Source organism: Acidovorax sp. M14 (assembly GCF_049331375.1).
Lineage (GTDB): Bacteria > Pseudomonadota > Gammaproteobacteria > Burkholderiales > Burkholderiaceae_C > Acidovorax.
The window spans coordinates 4,273,246-4,295,987 of sequence record NZ_CP186263.1; the positions used below are offsets into that span (position 1 = coordinate 4,273,246).

Annotated in this window: 20 protein-coding genes; 8 read left to right on the top strand and 12 right to left on the bottom strand. The window is 67.0% G+C overall.

Annotated features, from left to right (window positions below; all coding sequences use genetic code 11):
• The first annotated feature begins 10 nt into the window (after nucleotides 1–10).
• Entirely contained in the window at nucleotides 11–3,199 is a 3,189-nt protein-coding gene (locus tag ACOYR4_RS19925) for an efflux RND transporter permease subunit (protein ID WP_422847808.1), read from the top strand.
• Entirely contained in the window at nucleotides 3,196–4,668 is a 1,473-nt protein-coding gene (locus ACOYR4_RS19930; protein WP_422847809.1) for an efflux transporter outer membrane subunit, read from the top strand. Before ACOYR4_RS19925 ends, ACOYR4_RS19930 begins: the two co-directional genes overlap by 4 nt.
• A 30-nt stretch (nucleotides 4,669–4,698) precedes the next feature.
• On the opposite strand, the gene ACOYR4_RS19935 is transcribed toward ACOYR4_RS19930, so the two are convergent.
• Both ACOYR4_RS19935 and ACOYR4_RS19940 read right to left on the bottom strand, forming a co-directional pair.
• On the bottom strand, nucleotides 4,699–5,607 hold the full coding sequence (locus tag ACOYR4_RS19935; RefSeq protein WP_422847810.1) for a hydroxymethylglutaryl-CoA lyase: 909 nt from the start codon (nucleotides 5,605–5,607) through the stop codon (nucleotides 4,699–4,701).
• Between the two features lie 98 nt (nucleotides 5,608–5,705).
• Nucleotides 5,706–6,623: a LysR family transcriptional regulator gene (locus ACOYR4_RS19940; RefSeq protein WP_209817905.1), complete on the bottom strand. Its 918-nt coding sequence runs from the start codon at nucleotides 6,621–6,623 to the stop codon at nucleotides 5,706–5,708.
• Nucleotides 6,624–6,720: 97 nt separating this feature from the next.
• On the opposite strand from ACOYR4_RS19940, the gene ACOYR4_RS19945 reads away from it, so the two are divergent.
• The 3 genes from ACOYR4_RS19945 (at nucleotide 6,721) to ACOYR4_RS19955 (ending at nucleotide 9,661) form a co-directional block, all read left to right on the top strand.
• Nucleotides 6,721–7,704: a 3-hydroxyacyl-CoA dehydrogenase family protein gene (locus tag ACOYR4_RS19945; protein ID WP_422847811.1), complete on the top strand. Its 984-nt coding sequence runs from the start codon at nucleotides 6,721–6,723 to the stop codon at nucleotides 7,702–7,704.
• Nucleotides 7,701–8,558, top strand: coding sequence for a 3-keto-5-aminohexanoate cleavage protein (locus tag ACOYR4_RS19950; RefSeq protein ID WP_422847812.1), 858 nt, complete (start codon nucleotides 7,701–7,703; stop codon nucleotides 8,556–8,558). The genes ACOYR4_RS19945 and ACOYR4_RS19950 overlap by 4 nt, the downstream gene beginning before the upstream one ends.
• Before the next feature lie 74 nt (nucleotides 8,559–8,632).
• Nucleotides 8,633–9,661 (top strand): Bug family tripartite tricarboxylate transporter substrate binding protein, encoded by a 1,029-nt coding sequence (locus tag ACOYR4_RS19955; RefSeq protein ID WP_422847813.1) that lies wholly within the window; start codon nucleotides 8,633–8,635, stop codon nucleotides 9,659–9,661.
• Between the two features lie 24 nt (nucleotides 9,662–9,685).
• Here ACOYR4_RS19955 and ACOYR4_RS19960 read toward each other — a convergent pair whose 3' ends face one another.
• The 7 genes from ACOYR4_RS19960 to ACOYR4_RS19990 all read right to left on the bottom strand — a co-directional run bounded on the left by ACOYR4_RS19960 (nucleotide 9,686) and on the right by ACOYR4_RS19990 (nucleotide 18,131).
• A complete protein-coding gene (locus ACOYR4_RS19960; protein WP_309821834.1) occupies nucleotides 9,686–10,606 on the bottom strand; it encodes a glyoxylate/hydroxypyruvate reductase A in 921 nt (306 codons plus the stop codon).
• Nucleotides 10,607–10,669: 63 nt separating this feature from the next.
• Nucleotides 10,670–12,718 (bottom strand): acetyl/propionyl/methylcrotonyl-CoA carboxylase subunit alpha, encoded by a 2,049-nt coding sequence (locus tag ACOYR4_RS19965; RefSeq protein ID WP_309821832.1) that lies wholly within the window; start codon nucleotides 12,716–12,718, stop codon nucleotides 10,670–10,672.
• On the bottom strand, nucleotides 12,719–13,438 hold the full coding sequence (locus ACOYR4_RS19970; protein WP_422847814.1) for a DUF4126 domain-containing protein: 720 nt from the start codon (nucleotides 13,436–13,438) through the stop codon (nucleotides 12,719–12,721).
• Nucleotides 13,439–13,454: 16 nt separating this feature from the next.
• Nucleotides 13,455–14,240 carry an enoyl-CoA hydratase/isomerase family protein gene (locus ACOYR4_RS19975; protein ID WP_422847815.1) on the bottom strand — a complete coding sequence of 262 codons (786 nt, stop codon included), beginning with the start codon at nucleotides 14,238–14,240 and terminating at the stop codon, nucleotides 13,455–13,457.
• Nucleotides 14,237–14,746 carry a DinB family protein gene (locus ACOYR4_RS19980; protein ID WP_422847816.1) on the bottom strand — a complete coding sequence of 170 codons (510 nt, stop codon included), beginning with the start codon at nucleotides 14,744–14,746 and terminating at the stop codon, nucleotides 14,237–14,239. Before ACOYR4_RS19980 ends, ACOYR4_RS19975 begins: the two co-directional genes overlap by 4 nt.
• A gap of 29 nt (nucleotides 14,747–14,775) precedes the next feature.
• Nucleotides 14,776–16,383, bottom strand: a complete 1,608-nt coding sequence (locus ACOYR4_RS19985; RefSeq protein ID WP_422847817.1) for a carboxyl transferase domain-containing protein — start codon at nucleotides 16,381–16,383, stop codon at nucleotides 14,776–14,778.
• 14 nt (nucleotides 16,384–16,397) lie between these two features.
• On the bottom strand, nucleotides 16,398–18,131 hold the full coding sequence (locus ACOYR4_RS19990; RefSeq protein ID WP_422847818.1) for an AMP-binding protein: 1,734 nt from the start codon (nucleotides 18,129–18,131) through the stop codon (nucleotides 16,398–16,400).
• A gap of 118 nt (nucleotides 18,132–18,249) precedes the next feature.
• Between ACOYR4_RS19990 and ACOYR4_RS19995 the strand changes: the two genes are divergently transcribed.
• Together ACOYR4_RS19995 and ACOYR4_RS20000 are read left to right on the top strand one after the other, a co-directional pair.
• On the top strand, nucleotides 18,250–19,395 hold the full coding sequence (locus tag ACOYR4_RS19995; RefSeq protein ID WP_422847819.1) for an AraC family transcriptional regulator: 1,146 nt from the start codon (nucleotides 18,250–18,252) through the stop codon (nucleotides 19,393–19,395).
• An 81-nt stretch (nucleotides 19,396–19,476) separates the two neighbouring features.
• Entirely contained in the window at nucleotides 19,477–20,163 is a 687-nt protein-coding gene (locus tag ACOYR4_RS20000) for a glutathione S-transferase family protein (protein WP_343733698.1), read from the top strand.
• Nucleotides 20,164–20,208: 45 nt separating this feature from the next.
• Here ACOYR4_RS20000 and ACOYR4_RS20005 read toward each other — a convergent pair whose 3' ends face one another.
• From ACOYR4_RS20005 to ACOYR4_RS20015, 3 genes are read right to left on the bottom strand one after another with little or no spacing between them, the layout of a single operon-like run.
• Entirely contained in the window at nucleotides 20,209–20,862 is a 654-nt protein-coding gene (locus ACOYR4_RS20005) for an HAD family hydrolase (protein WP_060985597.1), read from the bottom strand.
• A gap of 50 nt (nucleotides 20,863–20,912) precedes the next feature.
• Complete coding sequence (locus tag ACOYR4_RS20010; RefSeq protein WP_060985596.1) at nucleotides 20,913–21,362, bottom strand: YchJ family protein; 450 nt, start codon at nucleotides 21,360–21,362, stop codon at nucleotides 20,913–20,915.
• An 11-nt stretch (nucleotides 21,363–21,373) separates the two neighbouring features.
• Nucleotides 21,374–22,072, bottom strand: a complete 699-nt coding sequence (locus tag ACOYR4_RS20015; RefSeq protein ID WP_422847820.1) for a DUF4197 domain-containing protein — start codon at nucleotides 22,070–22,072, stop codon at nucleotides 21,374–21,376.
• Between the two features lie 154 nt (nucleotides 22,073–22,226).
• Between ACOYR4_RS20015 and ACOYR4_RS20020 the strand changes: the two genes are divergently transcribed.
• Complete coding sequence (locus ACOYR4_RS20020; RefSeq protein ID WP_422847821.1) at nucleotides 22,227–22,706, top strand: DUF421 domain-containing protein; 480 nt, start codon at nucleotides 22,227–22,229, stop codon at nucleotides 22,704–22,706.
• Nucleotides 22,707–22,742 lie beyond the last annotated feature (36 nt).

Here is a 22,742-nt window from a genome sequence, read left to right on the forward strand (position 1 = left end):
GACGCAGCACATGGCTCAGTTCTTCATCAACCGGCCCATCTTTGCGTGGGTCATCGCCATCATCATCATGCTGGGCGGCGCGCTGTCCATCGTCACGCTGCCGCTGGAGCAGTACCCCGACATCGCTCCGCCGCGCGTGACCATCGGCTCGCAATACACCGGCGCCTCGGCCGAGACGGTCGAGAACTCGGTTACGCAGATCATCGAGCAGCAGCTCAAGGGCATCGACAACATGCTCTACATGAGCTCGACCTCGGATGCCTCGGGCCGCTCGCGCACCACGCTCACCTTTGCGCCCGGCACCAACATCGACGTGGCGCAGGTGCAGGTGCAGAACAAGCTGCAGGCCGCCACCAACCGCCTGCCCGACGCCGTCAAGAGCCGGGGCGTGTTCGTGAACAAGGGCGGGCAGGACTTCCTGGTCACCTACAGCTTCTTCTCCAAAGACCCGTCGATGAGCGCCGTGGACATCGGCGACTTTCTGACCAGCAGCCTGGTGGATGTGATCGGCCGCATCGACGGTGTGGGTGACGTGACCGTGTTCGGCACCAACTACGCCATGCGCATCTGGATGGACCCGGCCAAGATGGAGAAGTACGCGCTGATGCCGTCGGACCTGGTCAACGCGCTCAACGCCCAGAACGCCCAGGTGTCCGCCGGCCAGCTGGGCGCCCTGCCAGCGGTGTCCGACCAGCAGCTCAACGCCACCATCACGGCCCGCACAAAGCTCAAGACCGTGGAGCAGTTCGAAGCCATCGTGCTCAAGTCGGCACTCGACGGCTCGGTGGTCACCATCAAGGACGTGGCCCGTGTGGAGCTGGGCGCCGAGAACCTGACCGTGAAGGCCAAACTCAACGGCATGCCCGGCGCGGGCATGGGCATCGTGCTGGCCGACGGCGCCAACGCCATGCAGGTGGCCGACGCCATCGCCGCCAAGCTTGCCGAGCTGAAGCCCTACTTCCCCAACCAGATCGACTACTTCGTCAGCTCGGACTCCACGCCCTTCGTGCGCGCCTCCATCAAGGAAGTGGTCAGCGCGCTGGGCGAGGCCATGATCCTGGTGGTGATCGTGATGTTCGTGTTTTTGCAGAACTTCCGCGCCACGCTGATCCCCGCCATCGCCGTGCCGGTGGTGCTGCTGGGCACCTTTGGGGTGCTGTCGCTCGCGGGCTATTCGATCAACACGCTGACCATGTTTGCCATGGTGCTGGCGATTGGTCTGCTGGTGGACGACGCCATCGTGGTGGTCGAAAACGTCGAGCGGGTGATGCACGAGACCGGCCAATCGGCCAAAGAGGCCACCCGCCAGTCCATGCGCGAGATCACGCCCGCCCTGGTGGGCATCGGCGTCACGCTGTCGGCGGTGTTTGTGCCCATGGCGTTCTTTGGCGGCTCCACCGGCGTGATCTACCGGCAGTTCTCGATCACCATCGTGGCGGCCATGGCGCTGTCGGTGTTTGTGGCGCTGACCCTCACCCCGGCGCTGTGCGCCACGCTGCTCAAGCCCGCAGCCGCATCGGCTGGGCATGACCGGCCCATTCGGCGCGGCCTGCTGGGCCTGAACGACCGGTTCTTCCGCTGGTTCAACCACCACTTCGATGCCACTGCGGCGCGCTACCAGGGCACTGTGGCCTACACCCTGCGCCGCACCAAGCGCATGGCGCTGATCTTTCTGGCCGTGTGTGGCGTGGTCTGGCTGCTCATGGCGCGCCTGCCCACCTCCTTCCTGCCTGACGAAGACCAGGGCTTTCTGTACGTGAACGTGAACCTGCCATCGGGCGCCGCCGATGCGCGGCTGCAGAGCGTGCTGGACCAGGTGCGCGACTACTTTGCGCAGCAGCCCGATGTGCTGAGCTTCTACCAGGTCTCGGGCATCAACGGCGACCAGGCCTCGGCACGCGGCTTTGTGCGCCTCAAGCCCTGGGAAGACCGCACGCTGCCCAACCAGGCCGCCGCACAGATCGCCTACAAGGCCACGCGCGACCTGGCCTCCATCCGTGATGCGCGGGTGCTGGTCGTCATGCCGCCGGCCGTGCGGGGCCTGGGCTCCAGCTCGGGCTTCAACTTCGTGATCAAGGACATGAACGGGCTGGGCCACCAGGCGCTGCTGGCGGCCACCAACACCTTCCTGACCGAAGCGCGCAAGCGACCCGAGCTGACCAACCTGCGCATGACCAATCTGGAGGACGCCAGCGAGCTGCGCCTGGAGATCGATGACCGCAAGGCCGCTGCGCTGGGGCTGTCGTACAACGACATCAACAGCGTGCTCTCCAGCGCCATTGGCGGCACCTACGTGAACGACTTTTTGAACAACGAGCGGGTCAAGCGCGTGTACATCCAGGGCGACGCGCCAGCACGCATGCTGCCGCAAGACGTGGCGCGCTGGAGCGTGCGCAACAGCAAGGGCGAGATGGTGCCGTTTGGCGCGTTCTCGACCAGCTACTGGGCCTACGGCTCGCCGCAGCTGCTGCGCTACAACGGCAACCCTGCCTACGAGCTGGAAGGCCGCGCGGCACCGGGCGTGAGCTCGGGCGCCGCCATGAAGATCGTGGAAGACATCCTGCGCACGCTGCCGCCCGGCATCGGCTACGAGTGGACGGGCGCCTCGCTGCAAGAGCGCCAGTCTGGCGCCCAGGCGCCCATGCTGTACGCAATCTCGATCCTGTTCGTGTTCCTGTGCCTGGCCGCCCTGTACGAGAGCTGGACCGTGCCGCTGTCGGTGATCCTGGCCGTGCCGCTGGGCGTGGTGGGCGCGCTTGCGGCCACTTACACCCGGGGCCTGACCAACGACGTGTACTTTCAGGTGGGGCTGCTGACCACCGTGGGGCTGGCGTCCAAAAACGCGATCCTGATCGTCGAGTTTGCGGTGCAGCTGCAGGAGCAGGGCAAGAACCTGTTCGATGCCATCGTGGCCGCCGTGCGCCTGCGCCTGCGGCCCATCCTGATGACGTCGCTGGCCTTTGGCTTCGGGGTGATCCCGCTGGCCATCGGTACCGGCGCGGGTGCAGGCGGGCGGGTGGCCATCGGCACCGCCGTGCTGGGCGGCATGCTGGCGTCCACCGTGCTGGGCATCTTCCTGGTGCCGGTGTTCTTCCTGCTGATTCGCCGCTGGTTCAAGAGCCGGTCGCGCAGCGAGGACAACGCCCCGCCGCCCCCAGCCACCACCCCACCGCACCCCACACAGGAGAGCGCAGCATGACGCGCCCACCCTTGTCGCCAGGCCGCGAGCGTCGGCCCACTACCCTTGCCGCCATGACGGCCGCCCTGGCCGCTGCTGCACTGCTCGCGGGCTGCAACCTGGCTCCCATCCACCAGACCCCTGCCCTGCCTGTGCCCGACACCGTGGGCACAACCGGCGGACAACACGCCGTAGCCAGCGACGCCAGCGTGGAAGCGGCCGCTGCGCTGGGCTGGGTGCAGGCCCAGCCGTTGCGTGATGTCATTGCCCTGGCGCTGTCCAACAACCGAGACCTGCGCGTAGCCATCGAGGCCATCGAGCGGGCCCGTGCCCAGTACGGCATCACCCGGGCCGACCTGTTGCCCAGCGTCACCGCGCAGGCGCAAGCCAGCCGCGCACGCACCGCCGCCGGCATGAGCAGCGCCACCGCGCCCGCACAAGTGGCTACGCAGTACACAGCCCAACTGGGCTTTGCCAGCTACGAAATCGACTTCTGGGGCCGCGTGCGCAACCTGAACGAGGCGGCGCTGCAGCAGTTTCTGCAGAGCCAGCAGAACCAGCGCAACATCCAGACGGGCCTGATTGCCGATGTGGCCAACGCCTGGCTCACCCTGGCCGCCGACGAAGCACGGCTGCAACTGGCACGCGACACCCTGGCCAGCCGCGAGAAGGCCTATGCGCTGACCGAACGCATCCACGCCATCGGCTCCACATCGGGGCTGGTGCTGGCCCAGGCACAGACCACGGTAGACGCTGCACGCGGCGATGTCGCGACCTATCTGGCCCAGGTGGAGCGCGACCGCAACGCCCTGCAACTGCTGGTGGGCGGCCCAGTGCCTGCGGCCCTCTGGCCCACCGCCAGCACGCTGCGTGCCGACGCGCAGGCCCCGGCGGCCTTGCAGCCCGTGCCGGTGCCACTGGCCTCCAGCGTGCTGCTCGCCCGGCCCGACATACAGGCTGCCGAAGCCGCCCTGCGCGCCGCCGAGGCGAACATCGGCGCTGCGCGGGCGGCCCTGTTCCCCACCATCAGCCTCACGGCCAACGTAGGCACCGGCAGCCGTGAGCTGGACGGCCTGTTTGGCGCAGGCAGCGGCACCTGGAGCTTTGTGCCGCTGGTCCGTCTGCCCATCTTCGACGCTGGCCGCAACCGCGCCAACGTGCAGGTGGCCGAGGCCAACCAGCGTATCGCAGTGGCCCAGTACGAGAAGGCCGTGCAGACCGCGTTCCGCGAGACCGCCGATGTGCTGGCCGACCGCGCGCAATGGGACGAGCGCATCGCGGCACAGACGCGCCTGGTAGCCTCCACCCAGAAGGCGTTCGATCTGTCGGAGGCCCGGTTCAAGGCCGGGGTGGACAACTACCTCACGGTGCTGGATGCACAACGCAGCCTGTATGCGGCGCAGCAGACTCTGATCGGCCTGCGCCAGGCCGAGCAGGTCAACCGCGTGACGCTCTGGAAGGTGCTGGGCGGCACCCCGGACGCCGGTTGACGGCGACCGGGTGGCGTTGGACCAGCGGGGTCAGCCCGCGCGCTTGGTCAGCAAGGCGTTGGCCGCGCGTGAGTTGGGCTTGCGATCCAGAAAACCGCTGATGTAGGCGCCTGCGTCGATGAGCAGGTCTAGGTCGATGCCGGTCTCAATGTCCATGCCCTGCAGCATGTAGACCACATCTTCGGTGGCCACATTGCCGGTGGCTCCCTTGGCGTAGGGGCAGCCGCCCAGCCCAGCCACGGACGACTGGAAGTTCCACACACCCAGCTCCAGCGCGGCCAGCGTGTTCGACAGCGCCTGGCCGTAGGTGTCGTGGAAGTGTCCCGAGACTTCATCGATGCCAAAGTGCTGCAGCGTCGCCTCCAGCGCCTTTTGCACCTTGCGCGGCGTGCCCACGCCGATGGTGTCGGCCACATCCACGCGCTGCACGCCAATGCCTTTGAGCAGCCCCGCCAGGTACGCCACGCGTTCGGGCGCAATATCGCCTTCGTACGGGCAGCCCACGGTGCAGCTCATGGCGCCTCGCACGCGGATGCCTGCGGCCAACGCGGCCTCTACCACTGGGGCAAAGCGCTCAATGCTCTCGGCAATGCTGCAGTTGATGTTGCGCTGGCTGAAGGCCTCGCTGGCGGAGCCGAAGACGACGATCTCGTCGGGCTTGTCGAGCACGGCCGCCTCAAAGCCCTTGAGGTTGGGCGTGAGCACCGAATACGCGACGCCGCTCTGGCGCGTGATGCCCGCCATCACCTCGTGGTTGTCGGCCATCTGCGGCACCCACTTGGGGCTGACGTAGCTGGTGACTTCGATCTCTTTCAGGCCCGCCTGCTGCAGGCGGTGCACCAGCTCGATCTTGACGGCGGCAGGCACCGGGGTCTTTTCGTTCTGCAGGCCGTCGCGGGGGCCAACGTCGATGAGGCGGACGCGGGAGGGAATGCTCATGGGGCTACCAAGGGTGGATCAAGGAATGCCGCCATTGTCTCGCCACCGCCTTCACAGGGCCACCCCATATCGTGCCAGACCACTCGCCGGACGCGCCATCAGCCGCTCTGCGCCTCGGCGTCTTCCACCTCCTGCCGCAGCAAGGCCACCATGGCCTGCGCCGCCAGCGACAGGGACCGCCCGCGCAGCGTGATCAGCCCGATGGGCCGGTGCAGCACAGGCGCCTTGAGCGGACGCGTAACCACCTCGGGCCGACGCACCACCTGGGCGGCCAGCTCGGGCAGCGCGCTCACCCCCAGCCCCGCCGCCACCATGGCCGCAATGGTGGCCAGGTGCTCCACCTCGTAGTGGGGTTCAAAGCGAATGCGGTGCGTCAGCAGGGCCTCTTGTGCGTACTGCCGCACGCTGGTGCCCGCGGGCATGGAGATGTGGGGCAGCTCGGCCACATCGGCCCAGGCAACAGCGCCCCGCCCACGGGCCAGCGGGTGCGTGCGCGGCATCAGCAGCACAAACCGGTCGGACACCAGCGGGGTGTAGTCCAGGTCCGCGTAGGCGGGGTTGGCGGCCGTGAGGGCAAAGTCCACCCGCCCGGCGCGCACCATGTCAAACGCCGGGCCTGCCAGGCTATCGATCAGCTCCATCTGCACGCCCGGGTGCTGCGCGGCAAACCGGGCAAAGGCCCGTGGCACGGCCCCGGCGGCCAGCGACGGCAGCGCCGCCAGCGCCACGCGGCCCACCTGCAGCTGCGCCACCTCCTGTACGCGGCGCACGGTTTCTTCCATCTGGTGGCGCAGGAACCGCGCCTGCTCGGCAAACACCTCGCCCGCCAGCGTGAGCTGCACGGTGCGCGTGGTGCGTTCGAACAGGCGCACATCCAGCATCTCCTCCAGCCGCGCCACCGTGCCGGACACCGCCGACTGCGACAGGTGCATCTGCAAGGCCGTGCGCCGAAAGCTCAGCGTCTCGGCCAGCGACAGGAACACATCCACCTCGCGGGCGGACCAATTGATCTTCATGGCCGATCAGTCTATCGAAAAAGACGTCTGGACCGCGCAATTCAGGATACCTAGACTGCATTGCACGTCAGCACGACAAGCAAAAACTGGAGACAAGATGGAAACAAGTTCGCCTCGCAACGCACGCACCGTGGTGGTGGGCGGAGGCACCATGGGGGCCGATGTGGCGGTGGTCCTGGCGCGCGGGGGCGCCCAAGTGACGGTGATAGACCCGCACACCGACCGCCGCAACCGGCTGCTGCCCCACATCGCCCAGGAGCTGGCCGCAGCAGGCCAGGCCACCCACGCAGGCCCGGTGCAGGTGTGCGCTGCGCTGCAGGAGGTGGACTGGACCGGCGTGGTGCTGGTGGTCGAATGCATCACCGAGCAGCTGGCCGCCAAGCAGCAACTGTTTGCCGAGCTGGAAGCCGTAGCGCCCGCAAACGCTGTGCTGGCCAGCAACAGCTCGGGCTTTCCCATCAGCGCCATTGCCCAGGGGCTGGCCACCGCGCAGCGCATGCTGGGGCTGCACTTCTTCATGCCCGCCCACCTGGTGCCATTGGTGGAGGTGGTGCTGGGCGAGCGCAGCGACGCGGCCCTGGGCACCTGGCTGCACGCCTTCATGCGCGGCTGCGGCAGCGTGCCGGTGCTGGTCAAGAAAGACAAGCCGGGCTTTCTGGCCAACCGCATGCAGCATGCGCTGTCGCGCGAGGCGTTTGCCCTCATCGACGAAGGCATTGCCTCGCCCGAAGACGTGGACGCCGCCGTGCGCTTTGGCTTCGGCTTCCGCTTTCTGGCGGCGGGGCCGGTGCTGCAGCGCGACCATGCAGGCATTGAGGTGCACACCGCCGCCGCGGCCACCATGTACCCCACGCTGTCCAACACCGACGTGCCCGCCCAGGCCCTGCGCGACAAGGTGGCCCAGGGCCAGCTGGGCATGAAAACGGGCAAGGGATTTTTCGATTGGCCCGAAGACCGCAAGCAAGCCGAGCGCGCGCGCTATGACACGCTACTGCGCCAGGGCCTGGCGCTGCTGGCGAGCGAGCTACCCACCATCGAGCCCCCTGCCAACGCTGCCCCCCATACCGGAGATCGTTCATGACCGCATCGCCTGCATCACCCACGACTCCCAGCCAGTGGGCCGACCCGCTGATCGTGACCGTCGCCCCCAACGGCGCATACAAACAGCCCGCTGACCACCCCGCCGTGCCCATCACCCACGCCACGCTGGCGACCACGGCCAAGGCCTGCCTGGATGCGGGCGCGGCCATGCTGCACATGCACATCCGCGACGCACAAGGCCGCCACAGCCTGGATGTGGAGGGCTACCGTGAGGCCCAGCGCGTGGTGCGCCAGGCCGTGGGTGATGCCATGGTCATCCAGATCACCACCGAAGCCGCCGGCGTGTACCAGGCTCCGGCACAGATCGCCATGGTCGACGCACTACAGCCCGAGGCCGTCTCCATCGGTCTGCGCGAGGTGGACAAGCCCGAGATTGGCGAAGCCGGTCTGCAGCGCTTCTTCACCGGCCTGGCCCAGCGCCGCACCATGGTGCAGGTCATCCTGTACGACGTGACCGACCTGCGCCGCTGGCAGGCCTTGCGCGCCAGTGGTGTGGTGCCCGATGCGCCGTGGTTCCTGCTGTTCGTGCTGGGCCGCTACAGCGCGGGCCAGACCTCCAGCCCGCGCGACCTGCTGCCGTTTCTGAACGCCCATGAGGGGAACGAGCCTTGGGCCGTGTGTGCGTTCGGGGCGGCAGAGAACGCCTGCGTGGCCGCAGCCGCCGTGTTTGGCGGCCACGCCCGCGTGGGGTTTGAAAACAACCTGCTGTGCAAGGACGGCAGCGTTGCGCCCGACAACGCCGCACTGGTGCGCCAGGCGGTAGAAGCCGCCAATGCGCTGGGCCGCCCGCTGGCCACCGCCGCCGACATCCGGCAGCGCTTTGGTGCTTCTTGAAAGTCCTCTTTCCCTTGTTCCATCGACATCAACCCGCAGCAGACGGGCCTTATCCATCCCCACAGGAGACAGACATGCACCACCGCCCCATTTCCTCATCCACGCCCCGCCCCGACCGCCGCGCCGTGCTTCACGCAGCCCTGGCCGTACCCCTTGCCTTGGGCCTCGCTGGGCAGGCCGCCGCACAGACGGCCGCTACCGCGTTCCCCAGCAAGACCATCCGCTTTGTGGTGCCCTACCCGCCCGGCGGCCCCACCGACCTGATGGCCCGCATGCTGCAACCCGAGCTGCAAAGCCGCCTGGGCGTGCCTGTGGTGGTGGACAACAAGGGCGGCGCGGGTGGCAACACGGGCAGCGCCGAAGTCGCCAAGCAGGCTCCCGCTGACGGCCACACGCTACTGCTGGCGGCCAGTGGCCCGATGGCGGTGAACCCCTCGCTCTACGCCAGCATGCCGTTCAACCCGCTGACCGATCTGGCGCCAGTAATCCAGCTGTCGGCCTTTCCGCTGGTGCTGGAAGTGCACCCCTCGCTGGGCGTCAAGACCCTGGCCGAATTTCTGGCCCTGGCCAAGGCGGGCAAGCCGGTGCTCAGCTTTGCGTCGGCCGGCAACGGCACACCGCAGCACCTGGCGGGCGAGCTGTTCAACACCATGGCAGGCGTGAAGATGGGCCACATCCCCTACCGGGGCGCAGGCCCGGCGCTCAACGACCTGATCGGTGGGCAGGTGAACGTGATGTTCGACATCGTCGGCAGCTCGCTGCCCCACATCCAGGCGGGCAAGCTGATCCCGCTGGCGGTCACGTCCAGCGAGCGCGCCAAGGTCCTGCCCAACGTGCCCACGATGGCCGAGGCCGGTATTGCGGGCTACCAGATCACGGGCTGGCACGGCATTGCCGTGCGCGCGGGTACCCCGCAAGCCACCATCGACAAGCTCAACGCCACCGTGAACGCGATCTTCAAGGACCCCGCCTTCCGCACCAAATGGGAAGCCATCGGCACGCCGGTGGTGGCGGGCAACGCCGCCGACTTTGGCGCGCTGATCAAAGCCGACGCGCAGCGGCTGGGCAAGCTGGTGCGCGATGCGGGCGTGACGGTGGATTGAGCACCGGGCGGCGGGGACATTGACTCAGTAGCCGCGCCCCGGGTTCACCACCCCGGCCACCGCCTCGCCCCGCTCCAGCGCCACCATCTTGCGCGCGATCTGGGCGATGCTTTCATCGCGCAACGTGCGCGCAGAGGTGTGCGGCGTGACGGTGATGCGGGGGTGCTTCCAGAACGGGTGGCCCGCAGGCAGCGGCTCGGTACGGAACACATCCAGCGTGGCACCCGCCACATGGCCGCTGTCAATGGCGGCAAGCAAATCCTCGTCCACCAGATGCGCTCCGCGCGCCACGTTGATGACATAGGCGCCGGGCTGCAGCCGGGCCAGCGTGTCCTTGTTGATCACGTCGGTGGTGTCGGGTGTGAGGGGCAGCAGATTGACCAGCACACGGCTTGCGGCCAGAAAATCGTTGAACTGATCCGCCCCCGCAAACGCGCGCACACCCTCGATGGCCTTGGGGCTGCGGCTCCAGCCGTTGATCGGAAAGTCAAACTGCGCCAGCGCCTTGGCCACACGCTCGCCCAGAACACCCAGGCCCATCACGCCGATGGGGTAGTCGCTGCGCAGGCGCGGCTTGCGGTAGCCCCAGCGCCCAGCGGCCGTGTCGGCCTCGTAGCCGTCAAACTCGCGGAAGTGACGGATGACGGCGTGGCACACATATTCGGCCATCTGCACGGCCATGCCCGCATCGTCCAGCCGCACCACCAGGGCCTGGGGCGGCAGGCGCAGCTTGAGCAGGGCATCCACCCCCGCACCGATGTTGAACAGTGCCTTGAGCGCGGGCTGCTCGTCCATGAACTGCTGGGGCGGGGCCCAGACGACGGCGTAGTCGGCCTGGGGAGCGCCGGGCTGCCACACAGAAATCTCAGCGCCGGGCAGCGCGGCGGAAAAGCCCTGGAGCCAGGGCTCGGGCTTGGCGTCAGTACAGCAAAAGGTGATTTTCATGGGCCCCGAGCGTAGCCGCATTGCGCACCCCGCGCTGTCACGCACGGGGTGCCCCGATGGTGCTTACGCCTTCTCGGCCACCACGAGCTTGAGCAGCTCGGCCCCTTCAGTTACCTGGTCGCCAGGTGCGTACAGCAGCTCCTGCACCACGCCGTCAGCGGGCGCTGCAATCGTGTGCTCCATCTTCATGGCTTCCATCACTGCCAGCGGCTGGCCCTTGGTCACGGCATCGCCCGCCTTCACGGCAAATGACACGACCTTGCCAGGCATGGGCGCCGTCAGGCGCCCGCCTTCGGCAGCCGACTCGCCCGAATGGGCCAGCAGGTCGATGGACGTGATCTGGGTGGCGCCCAGCGGGGTGAAGACATGGTCCACCTCACCCTGTGCATACACAGCGGCGCGCGTGCGCTGGCCGGCAAACTGCAGCTCGATGCCCCCGGGAATGGCCGCAAACACCAGCGGACCGGCCACGGCAGCGTCGCCCTCACCGACGGCAAGATGCAGGCTGCCGCCGCGTTCGTACGTTAGCCAGGCCTTGGCATGTGCACCACCAAAATCGAACTCGAACCGGCGCTGCACCACACCATGGGTGTGGAAGCCGTCGCGGCGGCTGAACGGGTCGGCGGCTTCGCTGGCACGCTCTTGCAGCAGGGTCTGGGCAATGGCGGCAGCTGCAGCCAGCGGCAGGCCGACCGGCTCCTGGTGGAACAGCACGGCCTGCTCGCGTTGGATCAGCGCGGTGTCGAGCTTGGCCTGCGCGAATGCTGCCGTCTTCGCCACGCGGCGCAAGAACTGCACGTTGGTGGCCAGGCCCACGATGTGGGTCTGCGCCAGCGCTTCATCCAGCCGCGCCAGCGCCTGCTCGCGCGTGTCGCCGTGCACGATGAGCTTGGCCACCATGGAGTCGTAGAACGGGCTGATCGCATCGCCCTGGCGCACGCCGGAATCGACGCGGACCGCGACGCCTGTGTCGCTCACATTCGCGCGTTCGAAAGTCACGCACTCGGGCAGCGCATACACATTGAGCGCTCCGGTGGCAGGCAGGAAGTTGTTGTCGGGGTTCTCGGCACAGATGCGCGCCTCGATGGCGTGGCCGGTGATGCGCAGGTCTTCCTGCTTCAGCGGCAGCGGTTCGCCCGACGCCACGCGCAGCTGCCACTCCACCAGGTCCAGGCCGGTGATGGCTTCTGTCACGGGGTGTTCCACCTGCAGGCGGGTGTTCATCTCCATGAAGTAGAACTTCATCTGCTCGGGCGCGTCGTAGCCGCCGGGCTGCTCGACGATGAACTCCACCGTGCCCGCGCCCACGTAGTTCACGGCGCGTGCGGCCGCCACGGCGGCCTCGCCCATGCGGGCGCGCAGCTCGGGTGTCATGCCGGGGGCGGGGGCCTCCTCCAGCACCTTCTGGTGGCGGCGCTGCACCGAGCAGTCGCGCTCGAACAGGTACACGCAGTTGCCGTGCGTGTCGCCGAACACCTGGATCTCGATGTGGCGCGGGCGCTGCACGTACTTTTCGACCAGCACTGCGTCATCACCAAAGCTGTTGATGGCCTCGCGCTTGCAGGAGTCGAGCGCAGCGGCGAAGTCCTCGGCCTTGTCCACCGCGCGCATGCCCTTGCCACCGCCACCAGCGCTGGCCTTGATGAGCACGGGGTAGCCAATGCGGTCGGCCTCGCGTTGCAACATGGCGGGGTCTTGATCAGCGCCGTGGTAGCCCGGCACCAGGGGCACCTGGGCCTGCTCCATCAGGCGCTTGGACTCGGCCTTGAGCCCCATGGCGTTGATCGCGCTGGCGGGCGGGCCGATGAAGACCAGGCCCGCATCGGCACAGGCCTTGGCGAAGTCTTCGTTCTCGCTCAGAAAGCCGTAGCCCGGGTGGATGGCCTGCGCGCCCGTGGCCTTGGCGGCGTCAATGATGCGCTCCCAGCGCAGATAGCTGTCCTTGGGCGCGCTGCCGCCAATGTGCACGGCCTCATCGCACACGGCCACGTGTTTGGCGTTGGCGTCGGCGTCGGAATACACGGCGACAGTCTTCACGCCCAGACGCTTGGCCGTGGCGGCCACTCGGCAAGCGATCTCACCGCGATTGGCAATCAAAATTTTCGTAAACATCTAAGCCACCTTGGCAGAACCAGAAAAGAAAGAAGACAAGCGCCGCACCACGGCGCGCAGAAACTTGAACAGCACCACCAGCAGCAGCACCGACACCGCCACCATCACCACCAACGCGATGCCAAAGGCCACCGGGTGCTGCGTGGCCAGCCACACCACGGCCACCACCAGGCCATCCTCAAAGAACGACAGCCCCCAGTTGGAAAAGGGCTCGGGCGAGGTGTTCACCGCCGCCCGTGTGGTCATCTTGGTCGCCAGCGCCGTGGCAGACAGCGAGCCCCCCAGCAGCCCCGCCACAACCGCCATCGTGGCGTTGTCGGCCCCAAACACGCCGTAGGCCAGCGCAGCCCCTGCGGGCACGCGGATGAAGGCGTGCACCGCATCCCAGGCGCTGTCCACCCAGGGCACCTTGTCGGCAAAAAACTCCACCATCAACATGCAGCCGCTGACCATCAGCACCAGAGGGTGCTGCAGCATGGCCAGGCCGGGAGGCAGCGGCATCCAGCCCAGCACACCCATCATGCCGACGATGAACACCACGGCATACAAGCGAAAGCCGCTGGCCCAGCCCAGCGCGGCGGCCAAAGCCAGCAGGCTGGGCATGTCGAGCTTCGCGGTTGCCGTGGCCGCCGCGTCGCCCACGGCGCGCGCAGTGCCGCCATCGACATGCAGCCCCACGGTGTGGAGCCACTGCACGATGTGAAGCCAGAGGGTGTCCATGACCGTTATGTAGCGATCAACCCAACCAGTTGGGCTTGCGCTTGTTCAGGAAGGACTGCACGCCCTCCTTGCCTTCGTCGCTGGCGCGGATGTCGGCAATGCCCTGCACGGTAGCGGCAATCAGCCCCGCGTTGATTTCGCGCTCGGCCACATCCATCACCAGTTTCTTGCACACACGCACGGCGTTGGGGCTGGCGGTGGTCAGAGCCTTGAGCAGTTCGTCCACCTTGGCGTCGAGCTGGTCGGCAGCCACCACCTCGTGCACAAAGCCGATGCGCAGCGCCTCGGCCGCGCCAAATCGCTCGGCCGTCAGAAAATAACGGTGCGCAGCGCGCGCACCCATGGCACGGATCACATAAGGGCTGATGGTGGCGGGGATGAGCCCCAACTTCACTTCGCTGAGGCAGAAGCCCGCCGTGTCCACTGCCACGGCCATGTCGCACGCGGCCACCAGGCCCATGCCGCCTGCGTACACGTCGCCCTGCACGCGGGCAATCGTAGGCTTGGGGCATTCGTAGATCACGCGCAGCATCTCGGCCAGCTTGCCCGCGTCGGCGATGTTTTCATGGCGCGTGTAGTCAGCCATGCGGCGCATCCAGTTGAGGTTGGCACCGGCGCAGAACGCGGGCCCCTCGGCCGCCAGCACCACGGCGCGCACATCGGCGCGCCCCCCCACATCGATGAAGGCGGCGGTGATCTCGGCAATGACTTCGTCGCTGAACGCGTTGCGAATCTCCGGCTGCGTGAGCGTGATGCGCGCCACGGCGCCGGTCTGGGTGATGGAAAGGTTCTGACTGCTCATGGCTTGGTCGGGTTTTGCAGAAAGTAGACGAGATCCAGCTCGGGGCAAGGCTGGCCCAGTGCGGTCAATGCCGCAGTGATCTGGCCCCGGTGGTGTGTGCCGTGGTTGAACACATGCGCCAGCGTGGCCGCAAACGGCAGCGATGCCGCCGTGCCGCGCATGGTGGTGTAGTCGAGCTTGCCGGTCCAGCGCTCGGGCTTGAACGAGGCGATCAGCGGCGCCCAACGGGCCGCGCCTTCGCGCAGCCGGGCATCGAGCTGCGCGCGGTCACTCTCCAGCTCGGCGTCCAGGGCCACCTTGGGCGAGATGCCTTCGGCAAAGCGCACAAACCATAGATGATGCTCGCCCACCAGCAGGTGGTTGAGCGTGCCGTGGACGCTTTTGAAGAACAGGCCTACGTCGCGCCGGTAGGCCTCCTCCGGCAGCGCCCGCACGGCATCGAGCACGCGCGCCGTGGCCCACACGTTGTAGCGTGCCAGCTGGGTGAAGTGGGCAACAGCGTCCATCGCAGCTCTCGGTTCCGGCTTTGGTGGGGTTACATCCGGAACAGGCCGAACTTGGTGTCTTCAATGGGCGCGTTGCGCGTTGCGGCCAGGCCCAGCGCCAGCACGCGGCGGGTGTCGGCGGGGTCGATCACGCCGTCGTCCCACAGGCGGGCCGTGGCGTAGTAAGGGTGGCCCTGGTCTTCGTACTGGCGGCGGATGGGGGCCTTGAAGGCTTCTTCTTCCTCCATGCTCCACTGCCCGCCCTTGGCCTCGATACCGTCACGCTTCACAGTGGCCAGCACGCCAGCAGCCTGCTCGCCGCCCATCACGCTGATGCGCGCGTTGGGCCACATCCACAAGAAGCGGGGGCTGTACGCGCGGCCGCACATGCCGTAGTTGCCTGCGCCAAAGCTGCCGCCGATGATGATGGTGAACTTCGGCACGCTCGCCGTGGCCACGGCCGTGACCATCTTCGCGCCGTTGCGGGCGATGCCTTCGTTTTCGTACTTGCGGCCCACCATGAAGCCGGTGATGTTCTGCAGGAACACCAGCGGGATCTTGCGCTGGCAGCACAGCTCGATGAAGTGCGCGCCCTTGAGGGCCGACTCGCTGAACAGAATGCCGTTGTTGGCGATGATGCCCACAGCCATCCCTTCAATGCGCGCAAAACCCGTGACCAGCGTGGTGCCGTAGCGCGCCTTGAACTCGTCGAACTCGCTGCCATCGACGATGCGGGCAATGATCTCGCGCACATCAAAGGGCTTGCGCGTGTCCACGGGGATCACGCCATAGAGTTCTTCTGCTGCAAATTTAGGAGCTACCGACGCATGATCCACTAGCGCCTGCGGCTTGTTTTTATTCAAATTGCGCACCGCATTGCGTGCCAGCTGCAGCGCGTGCAGATCGTTTTGCGCCAGGTGGTCGGCAACGCCCGAAAGGCGCGTGTGCACATCACCACCGCCCAGGTCTTCGGCGCTCACCACCTCCCCCGTGGCGGCTTTGACCAGCGGTGGGCCACCCAAAAAGATGGTGCCCTGGTTCTTGACGATGATGGACTCGTCGCTCATCGCAGGCACATAGGCGCCGCCCGCCGTGCACGAGCCCATCACCACGGCGATCTGGCTGATGCCCATGGCGCTCATGTTGGCCTGGTTGAAGAAGATGCGACCGAAGTGGTCGCGGTCTGGGAAAACCTCGTCCTGGTTGGGCAGATTGGCGCCGCCCGAGTCCACCAGGTAGATGCAGGGCAGGTGGTTCTGATGCGCCACCTCTTGCGCACGCAGGTGCTTCTTGACGGTGAGCGGGTAGTAGGTGCCGCCCTTCACCGTGGCGTCGTTGCACACGATCATGCAGTCCACGCCGCTCACGCGGCCAATGCCCGCGATGAGCCCCGCACAGGGCGCGTCGTTGCTGTACATGTTCAGCGCAGCCAGCGGCGCCAGTTCGAGGAACGGCGTGCCGGGGTCCAGCAGCATCTGCACGCGCTCGCGCGGCAGCAGCTTGCCGCGTGCGGTGTGCTTGGCGCGGGCCGCTTCGCCGCCGCCCTGGGCGACCTTGTCGAGCTGGGCGCGCAGGTCATCCACCAGCGTGCGCATGGCGGCGGCATTGGCCAGAAAGTCCGCCGAGCGGGCGTTGAGTTGGGTGTCGAGAATGGTCATACGGTCTTGCTCTTTCAAGCGGTTTTCTGTTCTTCCAGGCCCAGTTGGTCCTTCATCTCGTCGCGGATCTTGAACTTCTGGATCTTGCCCGTCACCGTCATCGGAAAACTGGTGACAAAGCGGATGTAGCGCGGCACCTTGTAGTGCGCAATCTGGCCCTTGCAGAAGGCGCGGATGTCGTCTTCCGTCGGCTTGGAGCCGGGCTTCGCGATGATCCAAGCGCAGAGTTCTTCGCCGTATTTCTGGTCGGGCACGCCCACCACCTGCACGTCCTGCACCTGCGGGTGACGGTACAAGAATTCTTCAATCTCGCGCGGGTAGATGTTCTCGCCGCCACGGATCACCATGTCCTTGATGCGGCCGACGATGTTCACGTAGCCCTCGGCGTCCATGGTGGCCAGGTCGCCGGTGTGCATCCAGCCGCCTTCGTCAATCGCCTCGCGGGTCTTGGCCTCATCGCCCCAGTAGCCGTGCATGACGGAATAGCCCTTGGTGCAGAACTCGCCGCGCTGGCCGACGGGAACGATGGCGCCGGTGTCTGGGTCCACGATCTTCACTTCCAGGTGCGGCTGCACCTGGCCCACGGTCGATACGCGCTTGTCCAGCGGCGTGTCGGTGCTGCTCTGGCAGCTCACGGGGCTGGTCTCGGTCATGCCGTAGGCAATGGTGATCTCGCGCAGGTTCATCTGCTCCACCACGCGCTTCATCACCTCGGTGGGGCACGGCGATCCGGCCATGATGCCGGTGCGCAGCGTGCTCAGGTTGAACTCGGCAAAGCGCGGGTGATCCAGCTCAGCGATGAACATGGTGGGCACGCCATGCAGGCCGGTGCAGCGCTCGTCCTGCACCGTCTGCAGCACGGTGAGCGGGTCGAACCCGTCGTTGGGGTAGACGATGGTGGCACCGTGGGTAAAGCAGGCCAGGTTGCCCAGCACCATGCCAAAGCAGTGGTACAGCGGCACGGGGATGCACAGGCGGTCTTCGGGCGTGAGCTTCATGCACTCGCCAATGAAGAAGCCGTTGTTCAGGATGTTGCGGTGCGTGAGCGTGGCGCCCTTGGGAAAGCCGGTGGTGCCGCTGGTGAACTGGATATTGATGGGGTCGGTGGCCTTGAGCGTCGCAGCGATGGCTGCAAGGCGCGGGTCGGCCGCGTTGCCGCGTGCCAGCAGGTCGGTAAAGCGCATCAGGCCCGGCTCGTCGGCGCCCTGCCCCGCCTCATCAATCCACACCACCGTGTTCAGGTGGGGCAGCTTTACGGAGCCCAGTTGCCCCGGCTGCTGGTGGTGCCACTCGGGCGCCAGCTCGCGCAGCATGCCCAGGTAGTCGCTGGTCTTGAAGCGCGCCATGCTCACCAGCAGCTTGCAGCCCACCTTGTTCAGCGCGTATTCCACCTCAGACGTGCGGTAGGCCGGGTTGATGTTGACCAGCACCAGGCCCACCTGCGCGGTAGCCAGCTGCATCAGCACCCATTCGGCGTTGTTGTGCGACCAGATGCCCACGCGGTCGCCGGGGGTGAGCCCCATGCCCAGCAGCGCGCTGGCCAGGCGGTGGGCTTCAGCCTGCAACTGGGCGTAGGTGTAGCGGCGGCCCTGGTGCACACTGACCAGCGCCTCGCGCTCGGGCTGGCGGGCCACCATGTCGGCAAAGAATGCGCCGATGGTCTGATCGATCAGAGGAACATCGGTGGTGCCCCGGGCGTAGCTTTCGGTCAGCCCGCGGGGCATTGCGGCGATTGCGCTGGTCGTCATGGTTTTTTGTCTCCTGGTCTGCCACAGCACCCGGTGCGATACGAGGGAGGGGCGTCGGGTGCAGCGGCGGCAAACGACCCTCAAGCATAGAAGCCTTGTACCAGGGCAGGTTGCCACAATGGTTGCAAATCGTGCCACAGAAGCAGTGCTCCCAGCGAACTCAGGCACACTGGCGGCCGTGAACTCCCCGCCCTCGCCTCTCGAGCCCACGGCAGCGCCAGCCACCACGGTCGGCACAGCGCCCGCCGCCACGCCCATTGCCTTTGTGCGCGCCATTGTTCTGGCGTACGAGCGTCGCGGCCTAGGCCCCCAGAATGCCCTGGCCCATGCACAGATTGCGCCACAGCTGCTGCACGATGACAGCGCCCGCATCACCGCCTGGCAAATGGAACAAATCTCCGACGCCGCCATGCAGGAACTGGACGATGAAGCCCTGGGCTGGTTCAGCCGCCGCCTGCCCTGGGGCAGCTACGGCATGCTGGCCCGCGCCAGCATCAGCTCGCCCACGCTGCAGGTGGCCCTGGCCCGCTGGTGCCGCCACCACGGGCTGCTGACGGACGACATTGCCCTGCACCTCACCACGCAAGGCGACACCGCCTCCCTGGCCATCACCGAGGCCCGCGACCTGGGCGCGCTGCGCGAGTTCTGTTTAGTGTCCGTGCTGCGCAATGCCCACGGCCTGGCCTGCTGGATGGTGGACTCGCGCATCCCGCTCATCGCCGCAGAGTTCGCGTTTGACGCGCCGCCGCACGCCGATGCCTATGCCGTGTTATTCCGGGGCCCCGTCACCTTCCACGCGCCGCGCACCGCCATCCACTTCGACGCCCGCTACCTGAACCTGCCCCTGCGCCGCGACGAGGCAGCCCTGCGCCAGATGCTGCAGCATGCACTGCCCCTGACAGTGCTGCACTACCGCCGCGACCGCCTGCTGGTGCAGCGCGTGCGCCAGTTGCTGGCCGCCTCCCTGCCTGGCCAGCCCGCCCACGCCCTGCCTCAGCACAGCGCCGAATCACTGGCCGCGCTGCTGCACGTGTCGCCGCGCACGCTGCACCGGCAGTTGAAGGAAGAAGGCGCCACGCTGCAAGGCCTGAAAGACGAGGTGCGCCGCACCCGTGCGGTGGAGCTGCTGCACCGCACGCAGCGGCCCATCAAGCAGGTGGCGGAGGCGGCAGGGTTTGAGAACGAGAAGAGTTTTATCCGGGCGTTTAGAGGGTGGACGGGGCTGTCGCCTGCCGAATTTCGCCGCCAGACCCACACGGCATGATTTGCACCCAACGTGACAGGTGGCGTCACGCCACGGCATTGCAGCCTCACTACACTGGCCCTTGACTTCGACCTGCTTGCCATGCTCCACCTCCACCACTGCGTCAGCGCCCGCTCCTTCCGCCCCCTGTGGATGCTCGAAGAGCTGCAACTGCCCTACCAGCTCCACATGCTGCCCTTTCCACCGCGTGCCAAGGCGCGGTGGTTTCTGGACGAGAACCCGCTGGGCACGGTGCCGCTGCTGGTGCAGGGCGCCGCGCCGAACGAGGTGCGTATGACCGAATCGGCCGCGATGTGCCAGTACCTCGCTGCCACGCACCCCGACGCGGGGCTGGATGTGGCGCCCACACACCCGGCGTATGGCGCGTACCTGAACTGGCTGCACATGAGCGATGCCACGCTGACCTTTCCGCAGACGCTGGTGCTGCGCTATGGGCGGTTTGAACCGACAGAGCGCAAGCAACCGCAGGTGGTGGAGGACTACAGCCGCTGGTTTCTGGCACGGCTGCGCGCCGTGGAGACGGCGCTGACCCACGGCGCCAACGACTACCTGTGTGCAGGCCGCTTCACGGCGGCGGATGTGGCGGTGGGTTATGCGCTGCTGCTGGCGCAGCACCTGGGGCTGAGTGCGCAATTTGGCCCGGCCACGCAGGCCTACTGGCAGCGGCTGCAGCAGCGGCCCGGTTACCAGCGGGCAATGGCAGCGCAGGTGCGCGCCGCTGAAGAGCAAGGCGTGCCGACCACGCCCGCGCCCGATACGCAGCCCTGAACACTTGCTTGCGATCGCGCGTGGGGCCGCAAACAGGCTCTGCGGTCAGCAGCCCAGCAGCTCTGGCAACTCCGCCATGCTGCGAAACACGTGCTGCGCCCCTGCAGCCCGCAGCGCGGCCCCATCGTCCAGCGGGGCGTAGGCAAACACGGTGGCCCCGGCTGCCACACCGGCGGTGACGCCGGTCACGGTGTCTTCGACCACCGCACAGCGCGTGGGCACGGCCTGCAGCGCTGCGGCAGCGGCCAGGTACACGTCGGGTGCGGGTTTGGTGGCGGGCATCTCGTGGCCGCTGAAAATGCGACCCGCAAAGTACGGTGCCAGGCCCACCTTGGCCAGCTGCATCTCGACCTTGAAGCGGTCGGCCCCTGAGGCACAGGCGATGCGCCCGTCGTGGTGAGCGTGCACGCGCTCGACGGCGCCATGGATGTGCTCGATGGCGGTGAGCTGCGCCTCCAGCGCGGCGTTGCGGCGGGCGTAGAAGGCCGACATCCATTCGTCGGTCAGCGGGCGACCGGTGTGGTGCTCAATGCGCGCCGCCTCGCTGCGCACCATCTTGCCGATGAAGAGGCGCATGCACTCTTCGGGCGTCAGCACCCAACCGGCCTCAGCCAGCATGTCGCGCAGCACGCCATTGGTGATGGGCTCGCTGTCTACCAGCACACCGTCGCAGTCAAACAGGATTGCTTCAAATTTCATAGCTATCAAGGCATGTTGCACTAGCGCCTGGGGTGGTTTTGGCTTGAAATTCAGCCATGCAGGTCTCCATCGACATAAAACCAGCGCCCGCCCTCGCGCACAAAACGGCTGGTCTCGTGCAGGCGCACGGCGCGCCCGGCGACACGGTAGCGGGCCACAAACTCGACCACGGCGTGGTCGGCATCGGTGGTGGCGTATCGGCGCACGTCCAGCCCGAGCCATTTGGCGCCCGCATCAAAGTCGAGCGTGCCCGGGCGGGTGCTGGCGTGCCAGGTGGCCTGCAGGTAGTCGGCCCGCTCACACACAAAGGCGGTGTAGCGCGACCGCATGAGGCTTTCGGCATCAGGGGCTGCCAAGGCCTCCAACCCAGGCGCGACCAGGTAGCGGCCGCAACAGCTGGCAAAGGGCAAAGGGGTAGCGCTTTTGCCCTTGTTGCCACCCGGGCCCGCAGGCGCCAGGCGCCCGCAAGGGCAGGGGTCGTTAGGCTGCGGCAAAGACATCGTGACGCCCCTCAGCGCAAGGCACCAAACACTTTGCGGGCGATGGCGCTGCCGGCGGCGGCCGGGTCCTGGCGGATCCTGCGCTCTTCCTCGCCGATCATGAGGTACAGGCCGTCCAGCGTCTTGCCGGTGACGTACTGCGCCAGGTTGGCGTCTTCGGCCTTCAGCAGGCCAAAACTCGCGGCCTTGCCGGCGAAGGCGTTGTACTTCTGCGTGAGGCCGACCTTCTCGGTGGCCTGGTTCACCACGGGCAGAAAACGCTGGCCCAGGGGCGTGCGCGTCTTCTCGGCAAAGAAGGTGGTCACCGAGTTGTCGCCACCGGTGAGGATGTTCTTGGCGTCGGTCACCGTCATGTTTTGCACCGCGCCCACCAGCAGGTCCTTGCCCATGGGCACGGCCGCTTCGGCGGCGCGGTTGATGGACACCACCAGCTCATCAATGCGCTTGCCCTGGCCCAGGGACTTCATGACCTTGGCCGCGTCGTCCAGGTAGCCCGGCAGGCCGATACGCACCTTGGGGTTGCCCAGAAAACCGTCATTGCGGCCCAGCAGCGACACCGCTGCCTGCGCGCCCTGGGTCAGTGCGGCCTTGAGTCCGCTGGCGGCATCGGCATTGGTCAGATTGCCCAGCGACAGGGCCCAGGCATGTTGCGCGGTGGCGCACAGCAGAGCCCCGGCGAGGCTGTCCTGGGTGAATTGGCGGCGTTGCATGGATCGGTTCTTTCAGAAGGAGCGCGGGCGGCACACGATGGGGAGCCAGGGGAGCGCGCAGGGACGGTGAGTGCGGGATTTTCGCTCACCGCATCGAAGGGGCGCAGCAGGCCGTAGACTGCCAGCACCCAAGCATCCAACAAGGAACCTTGCAATGTGGGAAATGAGCGTGCCGTGGTGGGAATTTGTCGTGCGCGGCGTGGTGGTGTATCTGTTCTTGCTGGTGTTCATGCGCCTGTCGGGCAAGCGGCAGACCGGCCAGTACGAGCCGTTTGACCTGATCCTGCTGCTGATCCTGTCGAACGCGGTGCAAAACTCGATGAACGCGGGCGACAACTCGCTGGTGGGCGGGCTCATCTCAGCCAGCACGCTGATGCTGTGCCACGTGGCCCTGGCCCGGCTGGCGTTTCACTTTCCGCGCATCGGGCGCTGGGTGGACGGCCAGGCGCAGGTGCTGATCGACAAAGGCCAGTTGAACCAGTCCCTGATGCGCAAAGAGCTGCTGACCCGCGACGACGTGGAGGCCGCGCTGCGTGCTGGCGGCTGCCTGCACGCGCACGAGGTGGAGCGTGCGACCATCGAAACCAACGGCCAGATCACCGTGGTGCTGCGCCGCCGTGGCGACGAGGGCTGACCCGTCGCGTCCAGCCTCTGCTACCGCCCCAACCAC